Annotated in this window: 23 protein-coding genes; 8 read left to right on the top strand and 15 right to left on the bottom strand. The window is 76.1% G+C overall.

The genetic code is table 11. The features are described 5' to 3' along the window. Positions 1 to 243: 243 nt before the first annotated feature. The 3 genes from ACFXAM_RS14345 to ACFXAM_RS14335 all read left to right on the top strand — a co-directional run bounded on the left by ACFXAM_RS14345 (position 244) and on the right by ACFXAM_RS14335 (position 6,481). Positions 244 to 1,605, top strand: coding sequence for a streptophobe family protein (locus ACFXAM_RS14345; RefSeq protein ID WP_380290912.1), 1,362 nt, complete (start codon positions 244 to 246; stop codon positions 1,603 to 1,605). 366 nt (positions 1,606 to 1,971) lie between these two features. Beyond that, a complete protein-coding gene (locus tag ACFXAM_RS14340) occupies positions 1,972 to 2,463 on the top strand; it encodes a VOC family protein (protein ID WP_380290910.1) in 492 nt (163 codons plus the stop codon). Positions 2,464 to 2,626: 163 nt separating this feature from the next. Next, positions 2,627 to 6,481, top strand: a complete 3,855-nt coding sequence (locus ACFXAM_RS14335) for a tetratricopeptide repeat protein (protein ID WP_380290908.1) — start codon at positions 2,627 to 2,629, stop codon at positions 6,479 to 6,481. A 53-nt stretch (positions 6,482 to 6,534) separates the two neighbouring features. Here ACFXAM_RS14335 and ACFXAM_RS14330 read toward each other — a convergent pair whose 3' ends face one another. The 4 genes from ACFXAM_RS14330 to ACFXAM_RS14315 all read right to left on the bottom strand — a co-directional run bounded on the left by ACFXAM_RS14330 (position 6,535) and on the right by ACFXAM_RS14315 (position 8,902). Then, complete coding sequence (locus tag ACFXAM_RS14330; RefSeq protein WP_380290906.1) at positions 6,535 to 6,912, bottom strand: DUF1304 domain-containing protein; 378 nt, start codon at positions 6,910 to 6,912, stop codon at positions 6,535 to 6,537. Beyond that, positions 6,909 to 7,883 carry a serine/threonine-protein kinase gene (locus ACFXAM_RS14325; RefSeq protein ID WP_380290955.1) on the bottom strand — a complete coding sequence of 325 codons (975 nt, stop codon included), beginning with the start codon at positions 7,881 to 7,883 and terminating at the stop codon, positions 6,909 to 6,911. Before ACFXAM_RS14325 ends, ACFXAM_RS14330 begins: the two co-directional genes overlap by 4 nt. A 113-nt stretch (positions 7,884 to 7,996) precedes the next feature. Then, positions 7,997 to 8,539, bottom strand: a complete 543-nt coding sequence (locus tag ACFXAM_RS14320) for a hypothetical protein (RefSeq protein ID WP_380290904.1) — start codon at positions 8,537 to 8,539, stop codon at positions 7,997 to 7,999. Between the two features lie 15 nt (positions 8,540 to 8,554). Continuing rightward, positions 8,555 to 8,902: a hypothetical protein gene (locus tag ACFXAM_RS14315; protein WP_380290902.1), complete on the bottom strand. Its 348-nt coding sequence runs from the start codon at positions 8,900 to 8,902 to the stop codon at positions 8,555 to 8,557. A gap of 212 nt (positions 8,903 to 9,114) precedes the next feature. Here ACFXAM_RS14315 and ACFXAM_RS14310 point away from each other — a divergent pair, with 212 nt between their 5' ends. Next, positions 9,115 to 10,446 carry an acyltransferase gene (locus ACFXAM_RS14310; RefSeq protein WP_380290900.1) on the top strand — a complete coding sequence of 444 codons (1,332 nt, stop codon included), beginning with the start codon at positions 9,115 to 9,117 and terminating at the stop codon, positions 10,444 to 10,446. A 91-nt stretch (positions 10,447 to 10,537) separates the two neighbouring features. Here ACFXAM_RS14310 and ACFXAM_RS14305 read toward each other — a convergent pair whose 3' ends face one another. The 11 genes from ACFXAM_RS14305 to ACFXAM_RS14255 form a co-directional block, all read right to left on the bottom strand. Further along, entirely contained in the window at positions 10,538 to 11,497 is a 960-nt protein-coding gene (locus tag ACFXAM_RS14305; RefSeq protein WP_380290898.1) for an alpha-ketoacid dehydrogenase subunit beta, read from the bottom strand. Further along, complete coding sequence (locus ACFXAM_RS14300; protein WP_380290896.1) at positions 11,494 to 12,531, bottom strand: thiamine pyrophosphate-dependent dehydrogenase E1 component subunit alpha; 1,038 nt, start codon at positions 12,529 to 12,531, stop codon at positions 11,494 to 11,496. Before ACFXAM_RS14300 ends, ACFXAM_RS14305 begins: the two co-directional genes overlap by 4 nt. Then, complete coding sequence (locus ACFXAM_RS14295; protein WP_380290894.1) at positions 12,528 to 13,451, bottom strand: phytanoyl-CoA dioxygenase family protein; 924 nt, start codon at positions 13,449 to 13,451, stop codon at positions 12,528 to 12,530. The genes ACFXAM_RS14300 and ACFXAM_RS14295 overlap by 4 nt, the downstream gene beginning before the upstream one ends. Before the next feature lie 74 nt (positions 13,452 to 13,525). Beyond that, positions 13,526 to 14,542 carry a 4-hydroxyphenylpyruvate dioxygenase gene (hppD, locus tag ACFXAM_RS14290; protein ID WP_380290892.1) on the bottom strand — a complete coding sequence of 339 codons (1,017 nt, stop codon included), beginning with the start codon at positions 14,540 to 14,542 and terminating at the stop codon, positions 13,526 to 13,528. 73 nt (positions 14,543 to 14,615) lie between these two features. Continuing rightward, entirely contained in the window at positions 14,616 to 15,878 is a 1,263-nt protein-coding gene (locus ACFXAM_RS14285; RefSeq protein ID WP_380290890.1) for a beta-ketoacyl-[acyl-carrier-protein] synthase family protein, read from the bottom strand. Beyond that, a complete protein-coding gene (locus tag ACFXAM_RS14280; RefSeq protein WP_380290888.1) occupies positions 15,875 to 17,500 on the bottom strand; it encodes a class I adenylate-forming enzyme family protein in 1,626 nt (541 codons plus the stop codon). The genes ACFXAM_RS14285 and ACFXAM_RS14280 overlap by 4 nt, the downstream gene beginning before the upstream one ends. A 152-nt stretch (positions 17,501 to 17,652) precedes the next feature. Next, complete coding sequence (locus tag ACFXAM_RS14275) at positions 17,653 to 18,246, bottom strand: hypothetical protein (RefSeq protein ID WP_380290886.1); 594 nt, start codon at positions 18,244 to 18,246, stop codon at positions 17,653 to 17,655. Next, positions 18,243 to 19,364, bottom strand: coding sequence for a beta-ketoacyl synthase N-terminal-like domain-containing protein (locus ACFXAM_RS14270; protein ID WP_380290884.1), 1,122 nt, complete (start codon positions 19,362 to 19,364; stop codon positions 18,243 to 18,245). Before ACFXAM_RS14270 ends, ACFXAM_RS14275 begins: the two co-directional genes overlap by 4 nt. Then, a complete protein-coding gene (locus ACFXAM_RS14265; protein ID WP_380290882.1) occupies positions 19,361 to 19,651 on the bottom strand; it encodes an acyl carrier protein in 291 nt (96 codons plus the stop codon). Before ACFXAM_RS14265 ends, ACFXAM_RS14270 begins: the two co-directional genes overlap by 4 nt. Next, positions 19,648 to 19,929 carry an acyl carrier protein gene (locus ACFXAM_RS14260; RefSeq protein ID WP_380290880.1) on the bottom strand — a complete coding sequence of 94 codons (282 nt, stop codon included), beginning with the start codon at positions 19,927 to 19,929 and terminating at the stop codon, positions 19,648 to 19,650. Before ACFXAM_RS14260 ends, ACFXAM_RS14265 begins: the two co-directional genes overlap by 4 nt. Positions 19,930 to 20,155: 226 nt before the next feature. After that, the gene (locus ACFXAM_RS14255; RefSeq protein WP_380290953.1) at positions 20,156 to 21,586 is read right to left on the bottom strand and encodes a class I adenylate-forming enzyme family protein; all 1,431 of its coding nucleotides are present in this window, start codon (positions 21,584 to 21,586) and stop codon (positions 20,156 to 20,158) included. Between the two features lie 191 nt (positions 21,587 to 21,777). On the opposite strand from ACFXAM_RS14255, the gene ACFXAM_RS14250 reads away from it, so the two are divergent. The 4 genes from ACFXAM_RS14250 to ACFXAM_RS14235 are packed head-to-tail and all read left to right on the top strand — an operon-like array spanning position 21,778 to position 26,028. After that, a complete protein-coding gene (locus tag ACFXAM_RS14250) occupies positions 21,778 to 22,869 on the top strand; it encodes an alpha-hydroxy acid oxidase (RefSeq protein ID WP_380290879.1) in 1,092 nt (363 codons plus the stop codon). A 50-nt stretch (positions 22,870 to 22,919) separates the two neighbouring features. Continuing rightward, the gene (locus ACFXAM_RS14245; RefSeq protein WP_380290878.1) at positions 22,920 to 23,693 is read left to right on the top strand and encodes a methyltransferase domain-containing protein; all 774 of its coding nucleotides are present in this window, start codon (positions 22,920 to 22,922) and stop codon (positions 23,691 to 23,693) included. Between the two features lie 26 nt (positions 23,694 to 23,719). Beyond that, the gene (locus ACFXAM_RS14240) at positions 23,720 to 24,661 is read left to right on the top strand and encodes an alpha/beta hydrolase fold domain-containing protein (RefSeq protein ID WP_380290876.1); all 942 of its coding nucleotides are present in this window, start codon (positions 23,720 to 23,722) and stop codon (positions 24,659 to 24,661) included. Next, positions 24,658 to 26,028: a PLP-dependent aminotransferase family protein gene (locus ACFXAM_RS14235; RefSeq protein ID WP_380290874.1), complete on the top strand. Its 1,371-nt coding sequence runs from the start codon at positions 24,658 to 24,660 to the stop codon at positions 26,026 to 26,028. Before ACFXAM_RS14240 ends, ACFXAM_RS14235 begins: the two co-directional genes overlap by 4 nt. The last annotated feature ends 43 nt before the right edge of the window (positions 26,029 to 26,071 follow it).

Raw genomic sequence — 26,071 nt, 5'->3', positions numbered from 1 at the left:
GTCCAGGTCCACCCGGCCGGCGCAGGAGTCTCCTGCCACTGGCATCCATTTCTGCCCCCGCTCCCCGCCCGCCGCAACAGCAGCACGCGCCGCCACCGGCCCCCGGGGGCCCTCCCGCCGCAGGGCCCCCGGCGGTCCCGGCCGGGCGGTCCGGGCCGACCTGGGCCACCCTGGTGCCAGGCGCGGGAGCGGGGGCCGGAACCGGACGCGCGGGGGACCACGACCCCGAGCAGGGAGGCCCGCATGCACCAGCAGGCCCGTCCGGGCCGCCCGGCCGGCAGCACGGCGGCCGGACCGCGCGGCCCGCTGCGCGGCTGGCCGGACGCCGTGGCGGTCGTCCTGGCCGGCCTCGTCGCGATGGCGGTCGTGGCCGCGCTCGGCCTCTGGGCGGCCGGCGCCGACACCCTGCCCGGCGGAGGCTTCCCGTCGGTGCTCGCCGCCACGCTCGCACTCGCCGTCGGCGGATCGGTCGACCTCGACGGCGGCGCCGGTTTCTTCGCCTCGGCCGACGCCCGGATCACCGCCATGCCGCTCTCCGTCGGCCTGGCGGGTGCGCTGACGGTCGCCGAGGTGTTCCTGCGTCAGCTGCGCCACCGCGCGGTGGTCGGCGGTCGCGAACTGCTCGGCCGCACCGCCCGGACGGCGGTGGTCTGGCTGGTCGCGCTCGCCCTGCTCTGCGCCGCCGCCCGGCACACCTTCACGGTGCCGCTCGGCGACGGCCTCGCCGAACAACTCGGCGGCGTCCTCGGGCTCCGCCCGGACGTGGGCTTCCGGGCGGATCCCGTCACCACCCTCGGGCTCGGACTGCTCTGGCTGCTGGTCGTGCTCGCCGCGACCTTCGCCGTCTCCCGCCGGGCACCGCTGCCGCCCTCCCTGGTCCCCCTCCACCAGGCCGTCCGCCCGGCCGCGTTCGCGATGCTGCTGGTGCTGCTCGGCTACGTGGCGCTCGGTGTCGTGGCCGCGATCGGCACGGCCGCCGTGAACGGCGGGGCCCGGCAGGTCGCCGCCGTCGCGCTGCTCGCCCTGCCCAACCTGGTCTGGCTAGCCTTCGGCGTCGGCCTCGGCGGCGAGTGGCACGGCCACCTGGTCGGGGCGATCGGCCTGCCGGTGCCCAAGCCGCTGGCCGCCGTGCTGCGCACCGGCGAGGGGCAGGACGGCACGGTGAGCCTCGGCACGCTCGCCGACCAGGACGCCCGGGCCTGGTGGCTGCTCCCGCTCGCCGCCGTCCTGATGCTCGCCGCCGGAGTGCTGGCCGCCCACCGCTCACCGCGCGACGTCCGCCCCCGGCAGCACGCGGTGCGGCTGGCGGCGGCCGCCGCCGTCACCGTGCTGCTGGTCGGCGTCTGGACGAGGGTCTCCGCCGACTACGGCCTCTCCGTGCTCGGCGTCGGCCTCGGCGAGGGCGGCCTGGGCGACCTGCTGTCCACCGTCCTCGGCCCGGTGGCCGGCCCGGCCGGACCGGCCGCCGCCCTCGCCGGCGGCACCCTCACCCTGGACCCCGTCCTGTGGACCCTCGTCCCCCTCGCCGCCGGCTGGGGGCTCCTGGCCGGCTTCCTGGGCGCCCTCGCCGCCACCCGCCTGCCCCGCCGCGGCGAGGCCGGCTGACCGCGTCCGCCGCCGGACGGCGGGATCGGCTGCGCCCGGGCGGGCCCCGCGTTCGAGGTCGAGCTGCGCGCCGACGCCGAGGCCGAGGCCGGGTTCGAGCTCCGGGCGGTCGGAGCGGAGACCGAGGCGGTCCCTCCACTCCGCGCAGGACCGGCCCGACGGGCCCGGTGACGTCGCGGGGCGCATCCCGGACCGACGGGCGGACGACCGGGCCGCCGGGGCCGGCCGCTCCGGGGCCGCCCGGCCCGGCGAGGTGCGCCTTGCGCGCGCGTGCCGAAGAATCGATTCCGTCCGGCTCTCGATGGATCCGCCCCGCCCCACGGACTGTGCGTCGCGGTGGCGGAGCGAAGGACGAAGGGACGCGCCATGACCGCTGCCACGACCCCGGTGAACCTCACCCGCGCGGCGCACGTCGGGATTTCGGTCTCGGACCTGGACGCCTCGATCGCGTTCTACACGGCCCTCACCGGGCGGGAGCCCGTCGCGCAGGGGACCATGCACAGCGATCCGTTCGGCAGGTCGCAGGGGCTGCCCACGGCGAAGCTCCGGTACGCCACGATCAACCTGGACAACAGCCTGGGCATCGACCTCATCCAGTTCCAGGAACCGGTCGGCGAGCGCACCGACGGCAGGGCGAACCGCCCCGGTTCCATGCACCTGTGCCTGTGGACCGACGACTTCGACGCCGTGTACCGGCGGATGAAGGACGCCGGCTACGACTTCCTCGGCGAGGACTACACGTTCATCGCGGGCGAGGTCACCCCGGAGGCGGCACTCGGCACCAAGGTCGCGTACTTCAACGACCCGGACGGCACGAACCTGGAGATCATCCAGCCCAAGGGCGGCTTCGCCAGTTAGGTCTACTGCTCACCCGGGCCCTCGTCCGGCCGAAGTCGGCTTTCCCCTGCGAAGGCCCCCGCACGAGCCCTACGGTGTCCGCATCGGCGGATGACGCGCGGCCGACGTCCTGGTCCGGCCCCGGCCAGGGGGCGGTCCGCAGGGCTGAGGGGCGGGGGGTCGGGTGGAGCGGGTACGGCTCGCCGGGGTGGACGGGCCGGGCGGGCGCGGGTCCGGGTACGCGGTCGGCGGGCGCCTGGTGCTGACCTCCGCGCACGTCGCCGGGCCGTTCGGCGCCCGGGTGAAGGTGTTCCACCCCGGCGGCACCGGGACGGCGGAGGGCCGGGTGGTGTGGTCGGGTACGCCGGGCGGGCGCGACGACGCGGCACTGGTCCTCGTTCACGACAGCGTCCACTGGCAGCCGCCCACCGCCCCGGTGCGCTGGGGCCGCGCCGTCACCGACGGCCCCGCGATCCCGTGCGAGACCTGGGGCGTCCCCGATGCCGCCCAGCGGCCCGGCCTGGCCGTCGAGGCCGAGCAGCTGCGCGGCCGCCTCGACCCGGGCACGGGCTTCGTCGGCAACCAGCACGTCGTCGACCTCGGCCGCCCGGCGCCCGGGTGGCGGGCCGACGGCACCTCGCCGTTCGCCGGACTCTCCGGGGCGGCCGTGTTCTGCGACCGGCTGCTGACCGGTGTCGTCGCCGCCGACCGCGCCCACTCCGCCCACACCCGGCTGAACGCGGTGCCCGCCTACGTCCTCCACCACGACCCCGCGTTCCGCGCCGCCCTCGCGGACTGGGACGTCGGACCGGGCGGAGGTCTGCAGGCCGCCGAGTTCCAGGACATCGCCGACCGCGCCCAGGACCCCGACCGCACGCTGCGCCTGCCCTCGCCCGCGGCCCTGCTCCAGGCCCGCCACCAGATCGTCCCCTTCCACGGCCGCGAGGACGTCCTCGCCGAACTGGGGGCCTGGTGCCGGCTCGGCGGCTTCGGCGCCTGGCTCCTGCACGGCCCCGGCGGCCAGGGCAAGACCCGCCTCGCCCACCACCTCGCCCACCGGCTCGCCGCCGACGGCTGGGCCGTCCTGTGGCCGCGCACCACCGCCGGCCCCGACCGGCTGCGCGACCTGCGCCACGCCGCCAAACCGCTGCTGGTCGTCCTCGACTACGCCGAGAGCCGCACCGGCCAGATCGCCGCCCTCGTCGAAGCCACCGCCGACCACCCCGCCAACACCCCGCTCAAACTCCTCCTGCTCGCCCGCACCGCCGGCGACTGGTGGCAGCAGGCCACCACCGCCACCAGCCTCGCCGAGGACCACCTCGCCACCGCCCGCACCCGCCTCCTCACCCCCCTCGACGACACCTCCGCCGACCGTCACCTCCGCTACCGCGACGCCGCCCGGGCCCTCGCCGACACCCTTCCGCAGGTCGAGGGCCTGCCCGCCCGCGACTGGCCCGCCCTCGCCCGCACCCTGCGACCGCCACGGCTCGACCACGGCGCCTACGGCAACGCCCTCACCCTTCACATGACCGCGCTCGCCGACCTGCTCGGCACCGCCGACCCCCGGCCCCGGGAACGGCCCCGGCCCTCGGGACCGGGCGCCGTCGGCCAGGAAGCCGACCTCGTCGAGGACCGTCTCCTCACCCACGAGCGCCGCCACTGGCGGCAGACCGTCCTCACCACCGCCCCCGCCCTCGGCCTCGCCACCCTGGAGACCGCCCTCGCCGCCGCCCACCTCGCCGGTGCAGCCGACCGCGAACAGGCCGACCGGCTCTGGCAGCACCTGCCCGCCCTCGAAGGCCAGACCCGCGACCGCCGCGACCGCGTCACCACCTGGCTCGCCGCCCTCTACCCCGCCCCCGCCCCCGCGCCCGGCGGACCGCCCTGGGGCACCTTCCAGCCCGACCGCCTCGCCGAACGCCACATCGGACGCGTCCTCGAAGCCGACCCCACCCTCGCCGACCACCTCCTCAAGGGAGCGGACGACACCCAGATCGACCAGCTCCTCACCGTCTACAGCCGTGCCGCGTCACACCCCACCCTCCGTCACCTCGACGGCCGGCTCACCGAACTCTGCGTCCGCCACCACGAGGCCCTGGCCGCGCACATCATCACCACCGCCACCCGCACCGACCACCCGGGCCCCCTCGTCACCGCCCTCGACACCGTCACCGCCCACCCCGGCACGCCCCTCGGTACCCTCATCGCGATCTACGACCTGTTCCCCCGGGCCACCCGGCGCCTCTCCGCCACCGCGGTCCGTCTCACCCACACCATCACCGCCCACTACCGCACCCTCGCGGAGGGCGACCCCGGTACCCACCTGCCCGACCTCGCCATGGCCCTCAACAACCTCTCCAACCGGCTGAGCGAGGTCGGCCGCCGGGAGGAGGGCCTGGCCGCCGTCCAGGAAGCCGTCAGCATCCGCCGCACCCTCGCCGAGGAACATCCGGCCGTCCATCTGCCCAGCCTCGCCGGCACCCTCAACAACCTCTCCAACCGGCTGAGCGAGGTGGGTCGCTGGGAGGAGGGCCTGGCCGCGATCCGGGAGTCGACCGGCCACTACCGCACCCTGGCGGAGGACAACCCCGAGGCCCACCTGCCCAACCTCGCCATGGCGCTCAACAACCTCGCCCTCCGCCTGGGTGGGACGGGCCGCCGGGAGGAGGGCCTGGCCGCCATCCAGGAGGCCACCGGCCACTACCGCGCCCTGGCGGGGAGCAACCCCGATGCCCACCTGCCGGGCCTCGCCATGGCGCTCAACAATCTCTCCAACCGGTTGGGCGAGGTGGGCCGCTGGGAGGAGGGTCTGGTCGCGATCCGGGAAGCCGTCACCATTCGCCGTGCGCTCGCCGACACCAACCCCGACGCCGACCTGCCCGATCTCGCCGGTGCCCTCAACAACCTCTCCAACCGCCTGAGCGAGGTGGGTCGCCGGGAGGAGGGCCTGGCTGCGATCCAGGAAGCCGTCGGCCACTACCGCGCCCTGGTGGCGGTGAACCCGGACGCCCACCTGCCCGACCTCGCCATGGCGCTCAACAATCTCTCCAACCGGCTGGGCGAGGTGGGCCGTCGGGAGGAGGGTCTGGCCGCCAGCCGGGAAGCCGTCACCATTCGCCGTACCCTCGCCGACTCCAACCGCGACGCCCACCTGCCTGAGCTCGCCGGCGCCCTCAACAACCTGTCCCTCCGGCTGGGCGAGGTGGGTCGGCAGGAGGAGGGCCTGGCCGTCATCCGGGAAGCCGTCGGCCACTACCGCACCCTCGCCGACTCCAACCCCGACGCCCACCTGCCCGACTTCGCCGGAGCCCTCAACAACCTCTCCACCCGGCTCGGCAAGCTGGGGCGGTGGGAGGAGGGCCTGGCCGCCAGCAGGGAAGCCGTCAGCATCCGCCGCACCCTTGCCGAGCGGCATCCGGCCGCCCACCTGCCCGGCCTGGCCGGCGCCCTCAACAACCTGTCCGTCCGGCTCGGCGAGCTGGGCCGTCGGGAGGAGGGCCTGGCCGCGATCCGGGAGGCGACCGGTCACTACCGCGCCCTGGCGGCGGCGAACCCGGACGCCCATCTGCCCGAGCTCGCCATGGCGCTCAACAATCTCTCCCTCTGTCTGGGCGGGACGGGCCGCCGGGAGGAGGCTCTGGTCGCGATCCGGGAAGCCGTCGGCCACTACCGCACCCTCGCCGACTCCAACCCCGACGCCCACCTGCCCGACCTCGCCGGCGCCCTCAACAACCTGTCCGTCCAGCTGAGCGAGCTGGGCCGTCGGGAGGAGGGCCTGGCCGCCGTCCGGGAGGCGACCGGTCACTACCGCGCCCTGGCGGCGGCGAACCCGGACGCCTACCTGCCCGACCTCGCCACGGCCCTCCACAACCTCGCCCTCGGCCTGGCCGAGCTGGGCCGTCGGGAGGAGGGCCTGGCCGCCGTCCACGAGGCCACCGGTCACTTCCGCACCCTCGTCGGCACCTGGCCCGACGTCTTCGGACCGGTCCTGCAGCGCTCCCTGGAGGTGGCCGACCGGCTCGAAGAACTCGAACCGTAGCTGCGCGACCGGACCGGGTGGGCCGGGACGCGGCCGGCCGTCCCGGGCGGCGGTCAGCTCACGGCGTCGGACAGGAGGACGACGGCCGGGGGCAGGGCCTGGGCGAGGGCGCCGGGCCAGAGACGGGGCTCGGAGACGAACAGGGTGGCGCCGGCGGCGACCATGAAGGCGCTGAGGTAGCTGATCAGGGTGCGGCCGACGACCGGTTCGTCGACGTGCAGGGCGACCAGGCCGGCCACCACTCCCAGGGCCAGGAAGAGGTTGTAGAAGCCGACGTTGACCCGCCAGAGGCGGACCTGCGGCGCGTCGGCGGTGGAGGCGGTGAGCAGCCGGCGGACCCGCGGGTGGCCGTAGAGGAAGCTCTCCAGCGGCCACACCACCAGGTGGACCGCGGCGGCGATCAGCGCGAACACCTGGCTCACGGCGTTCATCCGAAGCTCCTGCGCGCGGGCGGGCGGACGGCGGGCAGGGCCCAGTCGGGCGGGTCGGGGACGGGGACGGGGCCGCCGGGCGGGGGCGTGCCGGGGACGGGCACCACCGCGGTGGGCGGGCCGCCCGGGGCCCACGGGCCGCCGGCCGGGGGAGCGGTGCCGGGCGGGGCGGTGGCGGCGGCGCGCAGCTCGGCGACGAACAGCAGGCAGCTCGCGAAGCGGTCCTCGGGCGCCTTGGCGAGGGCGCGGGAGACCACCGCGTCGACGGCGGGCGGCAGGTCGGGCCGGTGCTCGCGCAGGGTGGGCGGCGGGTCGTTGACGTGGGCCCAGAGCACGGCGAGGTCGCTCTCCCGGCGGAACGGGGGCGCGCCGGTGAGCATCTCGAAGACCACGCAGCCGAGGCCGTACTGGTCGCAGCGGCCGTCCAGCGGGCGGCCGGAGATCTGCTCGGGTGCGGCGTAGTCGAGGGTGCCGACGATCTGGCCGACGCCGGTCAGGCCGCTGAGCGAGAGGGACTTCTTGGTCAGGCCGAAGTCGGCGAGGTAGAGGTGTTCGGGGTGGTCGCTGTCGGTGCCGGCGGCGACCAGCACATTGCCGGGCTTGACGTCCCGGTGGACCAGTTCGTGGTCGTGCGCGGCGTCCAGCGCGGAGGCGATCTGCAGGGCGAGCCCGGCTGCCCGGCCGACCGGGAGGGCGCCGCTGCGGGTGATCAGCGCGCGCAGGTCGCCGCCCTCGACGTAACGCATCGCGATGAACAGGATGCCGTCGGACTCGCCGGCCTCGAAGACCGGGATGATGTGCGGGTGGTCGATCGCGGCGGCGGCCTGCGACTCGTGGATGAAGCGCCGGCGGAACACCTCGTTGCGGGAGAGCTCGGGGGCGAGCAGCTTGACGGCGACGGTGCGGCCGAGCCGCAGGTCCTTGGCCCGGTAGACGACGGCCATGCCGCCGTGACCGATCTCCGACTCCATGCGGTAGCCGGCGACCCGCCGTCCGACCAGCCCGGCGGGCAGGCTGCGCGGCTCGACGGCGTCGTCCGGGCCGGCCGGGTGCACCGCGTCGTCGGAGCTGTCGGGCGGCGGGATCACGGCTCCGCCACCCGGGTGGGCTCCTCGGCGCCCGGGATCCGGCCGGCCGGCGGGCTCGGACGGTTGCCGACGGCGTAGGTCTGCAGTTGCAGGCCGTCGCAGTAGCACCAGCGGTCGTGCACCGGATCGAACACCCAGAGCCGCTCGCCGTCGACGACCAGCCCGACCCGCAGGCCGTGCGCCCGTTCCCGGAACATCTCCAGGTCGGCGCCGCCGGCCGCGAGGTCCTCCAGCAGCGAGCGGTAGCGGGCCAGCACGCCCTCCGTCTCGGCGAGCGCGGGGCGCGGGTCGGCGGTGCGGGCCGGCGGGGCGGACGCGGTGGGCGGCACCCCGGGCAGCGAGATCAGCAGCCGGCCGTCCACCCAGGTCGTCCAGCCGTTGGAGCAGAGCACCTGTGCCCAGTCCCCGGCCCGGCCGATCAGCTGGAGCGGCAGCAGCGCGTCCAGCGGCGCGGTGGGCTGCGCCGGGTCGGGGGCGGACCAGCTGGCCAGGCCGTCCGGCGGGGCGACGTGGGTGGGGCGGAACGCGGGCTCCTCCATCGGCCGGCTCACTTCTCACTTCCGCATGATCGACGGCTCCTGCCGGCGCAGCAGGGCCAGGACGAGGACGGCCGGCGCCACCGACAGCGCGGCCGGCACGGCCGGTGCGAGCAGCCACCCGGCCCGCTCCTGCCGGAACATCGGGTCGTCGGTGAGGTCGTTCGGCAGCACGGTGTGCAGGCCGACGGTGCGGGCCGTCGCGGCCAGGCCCCGGCGGGAGGGCACCAGCCAGGCGGACTGCTCCGGACCGGGTACCCCGTGCAGCTTCAGCATGGCGCCGCTGAACACGATCTGCACCACGGAGAGCAGCACCGGCAGCGGCATGGCGGCCCCCTCCTCGCGCGCGCCGGGGCGCTCTCCCACGGCTCGGATTCCGGTCCGGGTGCCGCTCCCGGGGCGTGCGGGCGCCGTTCCGTACCGTCCGTCCGGTCCGATACCACAGAATTGGACTGGACCACTGGATCGCCGAAGGCAGACTGCCCTATCGTTCGGGGAGATCTGCACGGTCGTCCGGGGCATTCCGCACGACTCACTCGACGAGCGCCCCGGGGTGGATGATGAGCGTCTGGCCGCAGTTGCGTGACACCCGAACGGTCAGGGCGGGCAACGCCCCCGGGACGGTGCTGCGCTGCGGCCTGGCCGACACCATGCTCGCCGACCTCGCCGTCTCGGTCGTGCTCTTCTTCGACCGCGCGCTGGACGAGGACCGCCTCGCCGCGGGCCTGGCCCGGGCGCTGGAGCGCGTCCCGGTCTTCGCCGGCCGGCTGCGCACCGTCGACGGCGTGCTGGAGGCGGTCTGCGACGACTCCGGTGTCCCGATGGTGAGTTACCGTGTCGACGGCACGCTCGCCGAGTCCATGGGGCGGGTCACCGCGCCCGGCGCGCAGCACGTCGACCCGCTGGACGCCCCGGCCGCCCGCACCGGCGGCGGACCGCTGCTCGCCGTCCGGGTGACCCGCACCGGCGACGGCGGCACCGTGCTCGGCTGCTCCTGGCATCACGCGATCGGGGACCTGCACAGCTTTGCGCTGCTGCTGCGCACCTGGTCGGCGGCGGTCGAGGGGGAGGAGCTGCCGGAGGCCGAACTCGTCGAGGACCAGGACGCGTTGCTCGACCGCGTGCTGCCCGCCGAGGACTGCGGCCGGCCCGGCTTCCGGGTGCCCGGACCGGACGAGCGCGCCGTGCTGGACCGTGAGGTGGCGGCCGGTCCGCGCGCCAACCGGACCGTCCAGCTGTACTTCGGGGACGCCGAGATCGCCCGGATGCGCGAGGAGTTCGCCGCGGCGGCCGGCCGCTGGGTCTCCTCCGGCGACGCGGTCTGCGCCCATGTCGCGCACACCCTGCGGGAGTTGGACGGCGACCGGGAGACCCGTTGGCTCACCGTCCCGGTCAACGCCCGCCGCCCGCTCGGCCTGCCGGACGCCATGGTCGGCAATCTGCTCGGCGACATCCACCTGCCGTACACGCCCGAGGACGGCCCGGGCGCCCTCGCCGGAGCGCTGCGCACCGCCGTGCTCGGGTACGCCGAGGACCACCTCAACCTGCGTGCCAATCTGCGCTTCCTGGCCGAGCTCGGCCGCCCGGGGCTGGGCACCTGCGTGCCGATCGGCTTCGACCCGCCGCGCCGCCGGCTCAGCTTCTCCAACTGGAGCCGCTTCGGCCTCTACGACGTGACCTTCCAGGGACAGCGGCCGGTCTTCTTCAGCCCCGCCGCCAACTACCCGCTGCCGTGGGTCTGCTGGGCCGTCGAGGGCTTCGGCGGCACCGGGCTGCTCACCACGGCGGTGCTCCCGGCCCGGCTGGCCGCGCGGCTGCGCGGGACGGAGGGACGGGCCGCGCTGCACCGCTTCCGGGAGCCGTCGGACGACCTGCCGGCCCTGCTGGCGGCCGTGCCCAAGGTGCTCTGAGCGGCACCCGCCGACGCGGAACCGGCACCCGCCGACGCGGAACCGGGGACGGCCGCAGTCGGCCGCCCCCGGTTCCGTCGTCGACCGGACGTCACTTCATGACGGCGCGCAGCGCGTGCCGCAACTGCTCCCGGTCCGGCTGCAGGGCCCGGTCGAGCGCCGGGGCGAACGGCAGCACCGTGCCGTCCGGCCGGGTGACCCGGCGCGGCGGGGCGGTGAGCCGGAACTCCTCGGCGGCCGTGGCGAGCACCTCCGCGCCGATCCCGCAGCTGCGGTTGGAGTCGTCGATCACCACCAGCCGTCCGGTGCGCTCCAGCGAGGCGCCCAGCGCGTCCCAGTCGAACGGGTGGAGCGTGCGCGGGTCGAACACCTCGACCGAGATCTCCCCGGCGAGTTCCTCGGCCACCGCCAGCGCGTCGTGCACCAGGTGGCCGACGGCGACCAGGGTGACGTCCGTGCCGCTGCGGTGCACCCGGGCGCTGCCGAGCGGCACCGGCACCAGGTCCCAGGTGACGGTCTCGCGGACCGGCAGCGCGGCGGCCGGGGCGAAGACCACCACCGGGTCCGGGTCCCGGATCGCCGAGCGCAGCAGCCCGTAGGCGTCGGTCGGCGTGGCCGGCACCACGGTCTTCATCCCGGCGTGCGCGAAGAGGCTGTAGGGGTGGTCGGAGTGCTGGCCCGCCCAGCCGTCCCGGGAGCCCGAGCCGGGCACCAGGCAGGTGAGCGGGACGCCTGCCTGGCCGCCGGACATCAGGGAGAACTTGTGGGCCTGGTTGACGAGTTGCTCGAAGACCAGGAACAGCAGCGAGGGGATCTGGAACTCCAGCACCGGCCGTCGCCCGGCCAGGGCCGCGCCGAGCGCCATCGCGGTGAACGCCTGCTCGGAGAGCGGGGTGTCCACGATGCGCTCCGGCCCGAACCGGTCCAGCAGCCCCAGGGTGGGCCCGGCCATCCCGGCGCCGATGTCCTCGCCGAACACGCAGACCGCGGGGTCGCCGTCCAGCTCGTCGGCCAGCGCCCGGTTGAGCGCCTTGGTGTAGGACAGTCTCATGCCACCACCCCCGCCCGGGGCCGCAGCCCGGAGGCGTACAGGTGGTCGGCGGCGCCGGCCGGGTCCGGGTGCGGCGAGGCGAGCGCGAACTCCTCGGCCGCCGCGAGTTCGGCGGCGACCTCGGCGTCGAGGGCGGCGGCGCGGTCGGCGCCGATCGCGGCGGCGGCCCGGGGGAGCGGGTCGCGCTCGCGCCAGGCGGCCACCTCCTCGGGGGTGCGGTAGTGCAGCTTCATCCGCCGTTCCATGGTGTGGTGGCCCTCGAACCGGTAGGTGCGGCACTCCAGGAAGCCGGGACCGCCGCCGGACCTGGCCCGGGCGACGGCCTGCTCGGCGGCGGCCCGGACCGCCTCGGTGTCCATGCCGTCGACCTCGGCGGCCGGGATGCCGAAGGCGGCCGCCCGCCCGGTCGCGCTGCCCGCGACCGCGGTGCCGGCCGGCAGGGTGGTGGCGTAGCCGTTGTTCTCGCAGACGAAGAGCACCGGCAGCCGCCACATCGCGGCCAGGTTGAGCGACTCCAGCAGCACGCCCTGGTTGAGCGCGCCGTCGCCGAAGAAGGCGACCGCCACCGCGTCCGAGCCGGCCTGCCGGTCGGCCCAGGCGGCGCCGACCGCGATCGGCGCGCCGGCGCCGACGATGCCGTTGGCGCCGAGGATGCCCAGCCGCAGGTCGGCGGCGTGCATCGAGCCGCCCCGGCCGCGGTTGGCGCCGCCGGTGCGCCCGGCCAGTTCCGCGAGCAGCCGGGCCGGTTCCAGGCCGCGGGCGAGCACGTGGCCGTGCCCGCGGTGGGTGGAGGCGAGCCGGTCGGCCGCCCCCAGCGCGGCGCAGACGCCGACCGCGACGGCCTCCTGCCCGATGTACGGGTGGATGCCGCCGGTGATCACCCCGGACTTCACCAGGTCCAGTGCCCGCTCCTCGAAGGAGCGGATCAGCCGCAGCATCCGGTAGCGCCGCTCGGGCGTGTCGAGTGCGGCGACGACGGGCGCGTCGGCGGCGGGTGCGGCAGCCGGCGCGTCGGCGGGTGCCGTGGACGTCACCGGGCGTCCCGCCAGGTGGTCGGGCAGAACTCCGGGTCGGCGTAGTCGGGGCGGCCGTCGGCGGTGCGGCGCACCAGCACGTCGTGGTTGTAGACGACCGTCTCGCCGTCCGGCCGGGTGGCGCGCCGGTAGGCGTTGGCGCCGTCCTGGAGGTGCAGCGAGACGGCCCGGCGCGGGTAGGACGCCAGGTTGGGGCCGCTGCCGTGGTAGGTGCGGCAGTGGTGGAAGCTGACGTGGCCGCGCGGGATGATCATCGGGACCTTGCGGACCTCGGTCCCGTTGTACGCGGCGTTGGCGTCCAGGATCGCGTCCAGCTCGGTGTTGTCGCGGTCGGCGAAGTGCCGGGTGGAGTCCTCCTCGGAGGGCAGCTCCTTCCAGCGGTGGCTGCCGTCCACCATGGTGATGGTGCCGTTCTCCTCGCCGCAGTCGTGGAACGGCAGGAAGGCGGTGAGCATCCGCTCCGAGGTGGAGGTCTGCCAGTAGTGCTTGTCGAAGTGCCACGGCACCTGGTTGCTGGGCTCGCCCGGCACCGGGGGCTTGTAGATGAGGGTGGCCTGGAAGATCCGGACCTCCTCGGCCTCGGCGAGCAGCGCGGCGACGGCGCCGAGCAGCGGCTTGCGCAGGATCGCGCCGATCGCCTCGCTCTCGTAGTGCACGTAGTCGTTGTGGCGCTGGACCGGGCCGTGCGCGGGCTCCCAGGAGGCCAGCCGGGGCGGGCGGGCCGGCAGGGTGCGGTCGCGGTGGCCGGCGTAGTACTGCTCGGTGGCGGCCTGCAGGGTGTCCAGCTCCTCGTCGCTGAACAGCTTGCGGGAGAGGTACCAGCCGTGCTCCAGGTAGCCGGCCACCTCCTCGGGGGTGGGCAGCAGGGCGCGTTCGGCCTCGGTGAGGTGGAACTCGGGTGCGAGGGGTGCGGTGGTCATGGGGGTCGGGCCTCCTGTGGTGGTGAGGGCTCGGGTGGGCGTGGGGCGCGGGCGGCCCGGTCGGCCGCGGCGGCTCAGACGGCCGCGGCGGCGCGCTGCCGCTCGACGGCCTCGTACAGGGCCTTGATGTTGGCGGTGCCGAAGGTGCCGGCGCCCTGGCGCTCGATCAGCTCCACGAAGTACGTCCGGCGGGGGTGGGTGGAGCGGGCGAAGATCTGGAACAGCTGCCCGCCGTGGTCCTGGTCGACCAGCACGTCCAGCTCGCGCAGCGTCTCCACCGGGATGGCGGTGCCGCCGAGCCGCTCGGCGAGCGCGTCGTAGTAGGTGCCGGGGGTGGTCAGGAACGCCACCCCGCGCTCGCGGATGGTGCGCACGGCGGTGGCGATGTCGTCCGTGCGGAAGGCCAGGTGCTGGACGCCGGCGCCCTCGTGGTCGGCGAGGAAGGTGTCGATCTGGCCCGGGCGGCGGGTGGTGTCGGGCTCGATGAGGGTGAAGGTGACCTCGCCGGAGGCGCTCTGCACCACGCTGGAGTCCATCGCCTGCTCGCCGACCTCGATGTACTCGCCGAAGATGCGGTGCATGCCGAGCGCGGCCTCGCAGAACTTCACCGCGTCGGCCAGCTCGCCGGCCGGCAGGCAGATCGCGGCGTGGTCGAGGGCGTCCAGCAGCCGCGGGGCGCCGTCCTCGGCGGCCTCGGGCGCGGCCGGTGCCTCGGGGACGAACCGCAGGGCGGTGTCGCCGAACCCGGCCACCAGCCCGCCGGCCCGGTCCAGGACCCGGGCGCCGTGCCGCTCGGCGCGGTCCAGGGCGGCCTGCGGGTCGGGGCAGGACAGGGCGAGGACCGCGACGCCCTCGCCGTGCCGGGCGGCGTAGCGGGCCACCGGGTGCGCGGGGTCGGCGGCCGAGCGCAGCAGGAAACGGATGGTGCCCTGGCGCAGCAGGACGGTGCGCGCGTTCGCGGACTCGGCCGCGGCGAGCTGGTCCGGCTCGGGCGCGGCGGCGGTGAAGCCGTAGTCGGCGCAGAGCTCCGCCGCGGTGGCGTCGGCGTCGGCGCAGTGGTACTCGACGTGGGCGATGGACTGGATGGACAACGGGATCTCCCCGGGGGATGGCGAGTTGACGAGTGGCCTGGCACGGGTGTGCGCGCGGCGGCGCCGGGTGGCGTCAGCGGGCGGACGGGGTGGAGGCGGGCTCGAAGACCAGGCTGAGGTTGTGCCCGCCGAAGGCGAAGGCGTTGCTCAGGGCGGCGGTGAGCGGGACGGCTCGGGCCGCGCCCCGGACGTGGTCCAGGTCGCAGGCCGGGTCGGGCTCGACCAGGTTGACGGTCGGTGGCAGCGTCCCCCGGGCCACCGCGAGTGCCGTGACCGCAGCCTCCAACGCTCCTGCGGCGCCCAGCAGATGGCCGGTCGCGCCCTTGGTCGAGCTGACCGCGGGCCGGTGCTCGCCGAAGACCGCCCGGAGCGCGGCGCTCTCGGCGACGTCGCCGAGCTTGGTGCCGGTGCCGTGGGCGTTGACGTAGCCGATGTCGGCCGGGGCGAGGCCCGCGTTGGCGATCGCGGCGCGCATCGCGTCGGCGGCGCCCGCGCCGTCGGGCCGCGGCATGGTCGGGTGGTGGGCGTCGGTGGAGGCGCCCCAGCCGGTGAGGTCGGCGTACCCGGCGGCGCCGCGGGCGGCGGCGTGCTCGGGGCTCTCCAGCACCAGGACGGTGCTGCCCTCGCCCAGCACGAAGCCGTTGCGCCGGCTGTCGAAGGGCCGGCTCGCCTCCGCCGGGTCGTCCCAGCCGGAGGACAGCGCACGGGCGTTGGTGAACGCGGCGGCAATGGTCGGGTGCAGCGAGGACTCGGTGCCGCCGCACACCACCACGTCCGCGTCGCCGGAGCGGATCAGCCGCAGCCCCTCGGCGACGGCCTGGGCGCCGGCCGCGCAGGCCGTCACGATGGCGGTGCTGAAGCCGCGGATCCCGTGCTTGATGGCGATCCGGGCGGTGGCCATGTTGGAGAGCATGCCGGGCAGCAGGTACGGGCTGACGCCGGGCCGGCCGCGCTCGACGCGCCGGTGGGACTGCTGCTCGAAGGTCTCCAGGCCGCCGCCCCCGGTGGCCAGCACCACGGCGGTGCGGTGCGGGTCGGCGTCCCGGCCGACCACCAGGCCGGCGTCGGCGAGCGCGTCGTCGGCGGCGGCCAGGGCGAGCAGGACGAAGCGGTCGACGCAGCGCGTCTCGGTGGGCGGCAGCACCTCGCGGCCGTCCACCGCCGGGGCGATGCCGGCCGCGGTCAGCCAGCCGTGGGCGGCGTGGCCCTCGGGCAGCGCGCGGATGCCGGAGCGGCCGGCGGCGAGGGCGTCGAAGACCTCGTCGGGCTTGCGGCCGAGCGGGGTGACCAGGCCGATGCCGGTGACCACGGCGCCCGGGCGGCGGGAGGCGTTCATGCGCCCACCCCGGCGACCGTGTCCAGGTAGCGCTGACGCAGCAGGACCTTGCGCACCTTGCCGGTGGGGCCGAGCGGGATGTCCTCCCCGGCCACCACGACGACCTGGCGGACGGTGGCCGCGGCGGCCTCGTCCAGGGCGGCGACGACGGCCTTGCTCCGGTCGGCGGCCGGGTCGGCGTCGGCGGCCAGGACCAGCAGGACGTCGGTGACCACCCGCTCGCCGTCGCGCACCGCGACCACCGTGCAGTCCAGCACGTCGGGGCAGGCGGCCAGCACCCGCTCCTCCGACATCGCGGTGAACAGCCGCTTGCCGTCGCCGAGTTCGACGGAGTCGACGGCCCGGTCGACGTGGTAGTAGTAGCCCTCCTCGTCCCGGTACATGAGGTCGCCGGTGAGGAAGCGCCCGCGCAGCCGGGTGCGGTAGGTGGTGGTCGAGTCGTTCCAGTAACCGAGCGCCAGTGTCGGCGAGTTGGTGGCGAGTTCGCCGACCTCGCCGGGGCCGAGCGGGTCGCCGTCCGGGCCGACCAGCTCGCAGTCGACGAAGGTGTGCGGGCGCCCGACGCAGCGGCCGTAGCGCTCGGTGCCCGGGCCGTGGGTGATGAAGAAGTGGGAGTGGCCCATCTCGGTGGAGCCGAGGCCGTCCACGAACAGCGAGCCGGGCACCCGGACCCGTCCCTCGCGGGTCACCGACTCGCGGCTGCCGGCGGCGACCAGCCGGCGGATGTGCACCTCGTGGGCGCAGTCGCCGGTGTTCCACCAGAGCGCGACCGAGTCCAGCTCCCGGGCGGCCAGGTCGTGGTGGGCGAGGTCGGCCCAGGTGGCGGCGAAGCCGATGACGCCGCTGGGGCGCCACTGCTCGATCGCGTCCAGGACGCCGGCGCCGGACTGGCTGGAGAGCACCGCGAGCTCGGAGTGCGAGGAGAGCGCGAGGTTGACCGCGATCAGGGTGGCCGCGTGCGGGGCGGGCAGCGCGCTGAGCATCCGCTCCTGGCCCTGCGGGCGGGGCAGCCGGGCGCGGTGGCGGATCGCCGCGTACAGGCTCGCGTGCGAGTGCACCACGGCCTTGGGCATGCCCGTGGTGCCGGAGGAGTGGGTGATCGCGACCGGGTCGCCGGACCAGTGCCGGTAGGGGGCGGGGGCGGCCTCGGGGTCGCCGGCGCCGAGGGTGGCGATCTCCGGCAGCGCGGGGGCGCCGGTCTCGTGGCCGGCCAGCGCGGCCAGGTGCGGCGCGTCGGCGAGGACGCCGACCGGGCCGAGCTTGGCGATGTAGCGGGCGGCCCGCTCGCCGTCCAGGTTGGGGTTGAGCAGCGCGGGAACGGCGCCGAGCCGGGCCAGCGCCAGGAAGGCGAGCACGTGGTCGGCGGCGTCGCTCGCGTAGACCACCACCGGGTCGCGGCGGCCGATGCCCAGCGCGTGCAGGGCGGCGGCCCGGGCGCGCACGGCGCGGTCCAGCTCGGCGAGGGTGAACGGCTGCCAGGCGGCGTGGTCGTCCACCGGGGTGTCGAAGGTCAGCAGCGGCTCGTCGAGGCCGAGGCCGAGCGCGAGGCGGCTGGTGAGGACGTTTCCGGCGCCGACGGCCGGATCGTCGGCCAGCAGGGTGCGGATACTGCGGATGCTCACGGGGTGGATCCCTCCCGGGGTACGGGCGTGCGGGGCGTGCTGCGGCGGGACGCGGCGGGTGGGGGACCGTTCGCGCCGGTGGTGCGCAGGGGTGGGGCGGGGCGGGGGACGGGTGTGCGGTGGATCGGGTCGGTCGGGTGGGCGGGGTCGGGTCAGGCGGTGGTGACCAGCAGGGCGACGGCCCGGTCGATGCCGCCGGGGCCTCCGTTGCCGTCGCCCTCGTCGTCGTGGCGGCCGTCGCGGCCGTCGTCGGGCGGCTCGGTCTGTTCGGTCTGTTCGGCCTGTTCGGCGGCGATGACGAGGACCTGATCGGCGTCGCCGTCCGCGAGCAGCAGTTCCGCCAGGTCGAGCGCGTCCTGCGGGACCCGTCCGGGCGGCGGGGCCTGGGCCGGGCTGATCGCCACCACCGGGCCGGTCAGGCCCCAGCGGGCGGCGATGTGGCCGAGCACGGCGTTCGGGTTGGACTGGAAGAACAGCAGCGGGGGCATCCGCCGGCCGGTGTCGGCGGCGGCCGTCTCGATGGCGCGGGCGGTGGCGCGGTCGCCGCCCGCGCTGGCCAGCAGCAGCGCGGTCCGGCCGGGGGCCGGGGCCGCGCCGTGTCGGGCGCGCAGACAGCGTTCGGCGGTCTCGGCCACCAGGGGGTTGAAGGACGAGGCGGCGAAGCCGGGCAGCGGGGGGAGCGGCTCGGGCTCGCGGGCGTCGGGGTCGGGCCAGGCGGCCTCGGCGAGGATGCGCAGCGCGGTCATCGGGCGGCCACCAGGAGTGCGGTGTTGGCGCCGCCGAAGGCGGAGTTGAGGGTGAGCGCGTAGCGCGGCCGGGCGGCGCGCGGGCCGTCCAGCACGAGGTCCAGGCCGATGTCCGGGTCCGGGCCCAGCCAGCCGGCGTTGACCGGCAGCAGGCCGTCGGTCAGCGCCCCGATGGTGACGACGAGTTCGAGCAGGGCCGAGGCCTCCAGGGCGTGGCCGTGGACGGCCTTGCTGGAGCTGACGGGCAGCCGTGGGGTGTGCGTGCCGAAGACCCGGTGCAGTGCCCTGGCCTCCGCGAGGTCGGACAGCGGCGAGCCGGTGCCGTTGGCGTTGACGTAGCCGACCTCCTCCGGGGCGATCCCGGCCCGTCGCAGCGCGGCCTCGACGGCCCGCGCCACGCCGTCGCCCCCGGGTTCGGGGCGGCAGACGTGGTGGGCGTCGCCGGACCGGCCCCAGCCGGCCAGCCGGGCCAGCACGGGCGCGCCGCGCCGCTCGGCCTCCGGCTCGGCCTCCACCAGGACGGCGGCGGCCGCGTCGCCGAGCAGGGTGCCGCTGCGGCCGGCGCTGAACGGGCGCAGCTCGCCGTCGCGGGCCAGGGCCCGGCCGGCGTCGAAGGCGGCGAACACCCCCGGTTCGACCAGGTGCCCGGCGGCGACCAGCACCCGGGGGTGCAGGCCGGCGGCGACCAGCGCGGCGGCGTCGGCGACGGCGGTGGCGGCCGCGACGCAGGCGCCGGTGTAGACCCGGGTGACCCCGGGCGTGCCCCAGGCGGCCGACGCCCCGGCGGCGACCGCGGCGACGGTGTCCCGGGTGCGCAGGTCGCTGTGCAGGGCGAGCAGCACCGGCGGCCCGGCGTCGGGCGCGGCCGGGGGCAGGCCGGCCCGGCGGCAGGCCTGGCCGACGGCGTCGAGCACGGCGTCGGCCGCCGGGCGCGGCTCGGGCAGCAGCGCGGCGCGGACGGTGCGGCGTGCCGAGACGTCGAACCGGGTGACCGCGGCGAACGCGGCCTTGCCGTGGACGACGGCCTCGGTGAGCGCGGCCGGTCCGTCGCCGGCCGCGCTGAGCACGCCGACGCCGGTCACCACGGGCCGGACGGCGGGCGGGGCGTGGCGGTTCATGGCCGCGCGGCCCCCGCGGTGGCGTCGGGGACGGCGGTGGCGTCCGGGCCTCCGGCGGCCCGGACGGCCGCGCGGAACACCGCGACGGCGTCGTCCACCGTCCGGACGGCCTCGAAGGCGTCGTCGTCGAGGTCCGGCTCGATGCCGTAGCGCTGCTCGAACTCGGCTATCAGCCACGTGAGTTCGAGCGAGCCGAGCTCCTCGGGGACGTCCTCGGCGGCACGCTGCCCGAACGCCGCGAGCATGGTCAGGACCTCGGCCCGGTCGGGGCGGTCGAGGTCGGTCACGCCGGGCTGCCCGAGGCGGCGGTGGCGGTGGTGGCGGCGATCCGGGCGGCGACGTCCGCGGTGAACTGGTCGAGCGTCATCAGCGCGGTGGTCTCCATCTCGTCGAGGTCGAACTTGACCCCGTACTCGTCCTCGACCTGGACCGAGAGGTCGGCGAGGGCGAGCGACTCCAGGTCCAGGCCGGCCGGGCCGAGGTCGGTGTCGCCGGTGACCTCGGAGACGTCGTACTGCATCTCGGCCAGGGCGTTGAGGACGAACGCGCGGATGCTGTCCTGCATGGTGGGCTCCTTGGGTCCGGGCACGCGGGGTGCCCGGGGTCGTCGGGGAGGGAGGGACGTCCTGCGGGGTGCCGGTGGTGGTCCCGGCGGACAGGCGGTGCCTGCCCGCCGGGGCATCCTCCGGGCGGCCCCCGGCGGAGTGGTTCCGGCGCGTTCGGGCAGCGGGTGGCCGAGGTGCCGGGACGGGTGGTGTGCGGCCGGGCGCGCCGGGTCGCGGCGCGGCGGGTCAGCCGGCGGCGGCGCGCAGGGCGGCCGGGTCGCGCAGCAGCTTCCCGGTGGCGGTGCGGGGGAGCTGCGGGAGGAAGGCCAGCCGGCGCGGCCGCTTGTAGGCGGCGAGCTGCCGGGCGAGGCCGTCCTGGACGCGCGCCCGGTCGGCGCCGTCCTCGGCCGAGAGGTAGGCCTCGATGGCGCCGTCGTCGAAGACCACCACGGCCTCCCGGACCTCCGGGAGCGCGGCGAGGGTCTGCTCGACCTCGGTGAGGTCGACCTTGAGCCCGCCGATCGAGACCTGCGAGTCCCGTCGGCCGAGCACGGTGACCCGGCCGGTGTCCGGGTCGAGGACGGCGGCGTCGCGGGTGTGCAGCCAGCCGTCCGACCAGCGGGTCGGGTCGTCCAGCCCGGGGTAGGGCGAGGCGGGGGTGCGCAGCTGGAGCTCGTCGGCGACGAGCCGCAGCTCCATGCCGTGCACGGGCTGCTTGGCCGGGTGCAGGGTGCCGTCCAGGTCGGTGGCGATCACCCCGGTCTCGGTCATCCCGTACATGGTGCCGAGCGGGACGCCGTAGCGCGCGGTGAACGCGGCGGGCAGGCCCGGGCGGACGAGCTCGCCCGCCACCACCATCCGCCGCAGCTGCGGCAGTTCCGGCGGATCGGCGGCCCCGGCGAGCAGTTCGGCGTGGAACGGCACCCCGATCACGGTGGTCGGGCGGCCGTCGGCGGCGATCGCGCCGAGGATGCCGGCCGCCGTCATCCGGTCCGGGACGGTGAGCGGGGCGCGCGCGTGCAGGCTGTTGAGCAACCCGCCGACCAGGCCGAGCACGTGCACCACCGAGGAGAGCAGCACCACCCGCTCGCCCTCGCCGGGGAACGCCGTCAGCCTGCGGTAGCAGTCGAGTTCGCGGATCAGGTCACCCGCGGTGCGGGCGATCACCTTGGCCGGCCCGGTCGAGCCCGAGCTGAGCTGGACCAGCGCGTGGCCGCTCCCGGCGGGCCGGCCGGCGGGCAGCCGGACGGCGACCGGGTCGACCAGGGAGTAGCCGCGCAGCGCCGCCGCCGCGGGCCGCGAGGCCGAGCCGACCAGCACCTGCGGGGCCAGCCGCTCGACCGCCAGCTCGACCTCGTGGTCGGTCAGCCGGTGGTCCAACAGCGCTACCTGGGCCCGCAGTTGCCAAGCGGCCAGGAGCACCGCGACGAAGCCCAGGGAGGGCGGCAGCCGCAGGGCCGCGGTGCCGCCCGGGCCGAGGCCGGCCGCGGCCAGCCGTTCGGCCTGCTCGGCGACCAGCGCGCGCAGGGCGTCGCGGTCGACGGGCGTGCCGAAGCGGAGGCACTCCTCACCCCCGGGGCCGGCCAGCAGCACCCGGTCGACCCAGTCGGCGGGAGCGTCGGCGTGCGGGGGTGAGGCGGGCGGCGGTGAAGAAAGGGAAAAGCCGGTCAACGCCACTCCACACGTGAGGAGGTTTGTCATGGACACTTGGACGCTGTTCACATGTCATCAACAAGCAATACGTCCAATTCCGTTGCCAGACCATTGCACAGACGATTGGTCAAATCAAGGTCTATACCAATGTGGTGCAGACCTCCTACGCTGCCGACCCGTGGACCGGTCCGAAGGCGGCCGGTCCGGGAACGAGGATGCCCGTGGCACCAATCGCACTGGCCGGGATCGAGCACGCGGCGCGCGATCAACTCCCCCCGGAAATCTGGGACTTCATCGAGGGCGGCAGCGGTGCGGAACGCACCGCCGAGGCCAACCGGGAAATGTTCGGACGCTATGCGTTCCGCCCGCGCACCCTCGTCGACGTCTCCGTCTGCGCACCGGCCGTCGATCTGCTCGGCACCACGCTCCAACTGCCGGTCGGAATTGCCCCGATGGCCTACCACCGGCTGGTCCATCCGGACGGCGAAACGGCGACCGCCCGGGCGACCGGAAAGGCAGGCGCCCTGCTGGTCGCCGGAATCTTCGCCAGCCGCACCCTGGAGGAGATCGCCGCCGCCGCGACCGGACCGCTCTGGCTCCAGCTCTACTGGCTGCGCCGGCGCGACGTCCTCGCCGGCCTGGTGGAACGCGCCGAGGCGGCCGGCTTCGGCGCCCTGCTGCTCACCGTCGACGCGCCCCGCATCGGCCGCCGGCTGCGCGACCTGCGCAACGGCTTCGCCGTCCCCCCGGAGGTCCGCGCGGTCAACCTCGACCCCGCCGTGATGGCCGCCAGCCACCGCTCCGGCCGGGGCAGTTCGGGCATCGCCGAGCACGCCCGCGAACAGTTCGACCCCACCCTGAGCTGGGCCGACCTCGCCTGGCTGCGCGAACGCAGCTCCCTGCCGCTGGTCCTCAAGGGCGTGCTGACCGCCGAGGACGCCCGGCGCGCCGCCGACCACGGCGTCGACGCGGTCGTCGTCTCCAACCACGGCGGCCGCCAACTCGACGGCGCACTGCCCGCGCTGGCCGCCCTGCCCGAGGTCGTCGACGCCCTGCCGCCGCACCTCCCGGCACTGCTCGACGGCGGCGTGCGCGGCGGCGCGGACATCGCCGTCGCCCTCGCCCTCGGCGCCCGCGCCGTCCTGGTCGGCCGCCCCGCCCTCTGGGGCCTGGCCACCGGCGGCGAGGCCGGCGTCACCCGCGTCCTCGACCTGCTGCGCGACGAACTGGAGCACACCATGGCCCTGTTGGGCCGCCCCACGATCGCCGACCTGGACCGCACCACCCTCGCGCCCTGGCCGCTCTGAGCGCGTCGCGCGCGAACCACCCCCGACGGAACGACCGGAAGACCGACATCATGAACAGACAGGACGCCTTCCCCGGCTGGGACTGGGACGACCCCGACGGCCTCGCCGAACAGCTCGACCGGTTCAGCGCCGACGTCGCCACCTGCCGGAAGCTCGAACCCGCCGCCGGCGGACTCCCCTACGACCACAGCGACTTCACCGACCTCGGCGTCACCGGCCTGGAGTTCGCCGCCTTCCGCACCGCCCACCCGGCGGGCCTCGGCACCGACCTCACCGCCCTGCGCAGCCCCGACACCACCACCGAACCCGGCACCCTCTACCGGGTCGACGGCGACCGCTGGTTCACCCAGCTCGACATCTCCGAACCGCTGCCCTTCGCCGACGCCAGCGTCGACTGGGTCTACGCCGAGCACCTCATCGAGCACGTCACCATGCCCGTCGCGGTCGGCTGGCTGCGCGAGGCCCGGCGGGTGCTGCGCCCCGGCGGCGTCCTGCGGATCACCACCCCCGACCTCGCCCGCTACCTGGTCGGCTACGCCACCGGCGACGGCTTCCTGACCAAGCACCGCCGGCGCCTGACCACGATGGGCTTCGGCCCGCCGATGCCGCAGCGCCCGGCCTTCCTGGTCAACCAGATCTTCCGGCACTACGGCCACCAGTGGATCTACGACCTCGACGAGCTGCGGCACGTCCTCACCCTGGCCGGCTTCGAGGAGGGGCGGATCCGCCGCTGCGCCTACCGCGAGGGCGCCCGCGCCGACGTCGCCGACCTCGACACCGCCTTCCGCACCGACGAGACCGTCTACGTCGAGGCCGACCGCTGACCCCCTCCCCTCCCGAGGAACCCCCGATGCCCCTGCACCCCCAGGCCCAGGCGCTGCGCGACCGCCGCGCGAGCGCCGGCACCGCCCCGCTCTACAGCCTCACCGTCGCCGAGGCCCGCGCCGCCGACCTCGCCGACATCCGCGCCGCCGCGGGCACCCCCGAGCCGGTCGCCGCCGTCGAGGAGCACCGCCTCCCCGGCCCCGGCGGCGAGCTCACGCTGCGCCTCTACCGCCCCGCGCCGCCCGCCGACGGCCGCCCGCTGCCCGTCCTGCTCTACCTGTTCGGCGGCGGCTGGACCCTCGGCTCGCCGGACACCAGCGACGCCGTCTGCCGGGCGCTGACCAACGCGGTCGGCTGCGCCACCGCCGCCGTCGGCTACCGCCTCGCCCCGGAGCACCCGTTCCCCGCCGCCGTCCAGGACTGCGCGGCCGCCGCCCGCTGGCTCGCGGCGCACGCGGAGGGACTCGGCCTGGACGCCGGGCGCCTCGCCGTCGCGGGCGACAGCGCGGGCGGCAACCTCGCCACCGTGCTCACCCTGCTCGCCCGCGACGAGGGCGGCCCGGCCCTGCGCCACCAGCTGCTCGTCTACCCCAACACCGACGCCCGCGCCGACACCCCCTCGCTGCGCGAGCACGACGACCCGGCGCTGTTCAACCGCCGCTCGGTCGCCTGGTACTGGAGCCACTACCTGGCCGACCCGGCCGACGGCGCCCACCCGCACGCCTCGCCGCTGCGCGCCCCGGACCTCGCGGGCCTGCCGCCCGCCACCGTCATCACCGCCGAGTACGACCCGCTGCGCGACGAGGGCGAGCAGTACGCCGAGGCGCTGCGGGCGGCGGGAGTGCCGGTGGAACTGCGCCGCTGGGAGGGCATGCCGCACGGGTTCTTCGCGATGACCGGCACCCTGGACGGCGCCGCCGAGGCGCAGGCCTACGCCGCCGCCCGGCTGCGCGAGGCCCTCGGATGAGCGTCCCCGCCGCCGAGCGGGCCCGGTCCGCCGGGCCGCAGTCGCCCGCCGGGGCCGTCACGCTCCCGCTCGCCGAGCTGCACGCTTCCCTTTCGGACCCGCTACTGGACGCGATGACCTTCCTCAACGAGGTCACCACCCGCTACCCGCAGGCGGTCTCCTTCGCCCCCGGCCGCCCCTACGAGGGCTTCTTCGAGCCCGAGGACGTCCCGGTCTACCTGGACGCCTACCTCGACCACCTGGCCGCGACCGGCCTGGACCGCGACGCGATCCGCACCACCCTGTTCCAGTACGGGCCGACCAAGGGCGTCATCAACGACCTGGTCGCCCGCACCCTGGCCCACGACGAGGGCCTCACCGTGGCCCCCGAGGCGCTGGTGCTGACCGTCGGTGCCCAGGAGGGCATGCTGCTGGCGCTGCGGGCGCTCTGCGCCGGCCCGGACGACGTGCTGCTGGTCAGCTCGCCCTGCTACGTCGGCGTCACCGGCGCCGCCCGGCTGCTCGACCTGACCACCGTGCCCGTCCCCGAGGGCCCGGACGGCGGGCCGGACCCGGCGGCGGTGCGCGCCGCCGCCCGCGAGGTCCGCGCCGCCGGCCGGCGCCCGCGGGCGCTCTACGTGGTGCCGGACTTCGCCAACCCCTCCGGCACCTCGATGCCGGTCCCGGCCCGCACCCGGCTGCTGGCGACCGCCGCCGAGGAGGACCTGCTGGTCATCGAGGACAACCCGTACGGCTTCTTCGCCCGGGAGGGCGGCGAGCGGCCCACCCTCAAGGCGCTGGACCGCCACCGCCGGGTGGTCTACCTCGGCTCCTTCGCCAAGACCTGCTTCCCCGGCGCCCGGCTCGGCTACGTGGTCGCCGACCAGAAGGTGACCGGCCCCGGCGGCCGGCGCAGCCTGCTCGCGGACGAGCTGGCCAGGCTGAAGAGCATGACGACGGTCAACACCCCGGCCCTCAGCCAGGCCGTGATCGGCGGCATGCTGCTGACCCACGACTGCCGGCTGCGGGCCGCCAACGCCCCCGCCACGGCCCACTACGCGGCCGCCATGGGGGTCCTGCTGGCGGAGCTGGAGCGGTGCTTCCCGGCGGACGAGCGGGCGCGCCTGGGCCTGTCCTGGAACGTGCCGGAGGGCGGCTTCTTCGCGGTGCTCACGGTGGCCTTCGCGGCCGACGACGCGGCGATGGAGCGCTGCGCGCGGGAGGCCGGTGTGCTCTGGACGCCGATGGCGCCGTTCTACCCGGCCGGCGGCGGGGAGCACCGGCTGCGGCTGTCCATCAGCTCCCTGACGCCGGAGCGGATCGTGGCCGGTGTCGCCCGGCTCGCGGACTTCGTGCGCGCCGAGACCGCCCGGGCGGCGGCGGGGTAGTCCGCGGGCCCGCGAACGCCGCGACGGCGGTGCCCCCGGAGAA

The organism is Kitasatospora sp. NPDC059462 (assembly GCF_042749955.1).
Taxonomy (GTDB): Bacteria; Actinomycetota; Actinomycetes; order Streptomycetales; family Streptomycetaceae; genus Kitasatospora.
The sequence above is the reverse complement of the archived record's forward strand: the minus strand, read 5'-3'. Positions and strand labels throughout refer to the sequence as shown.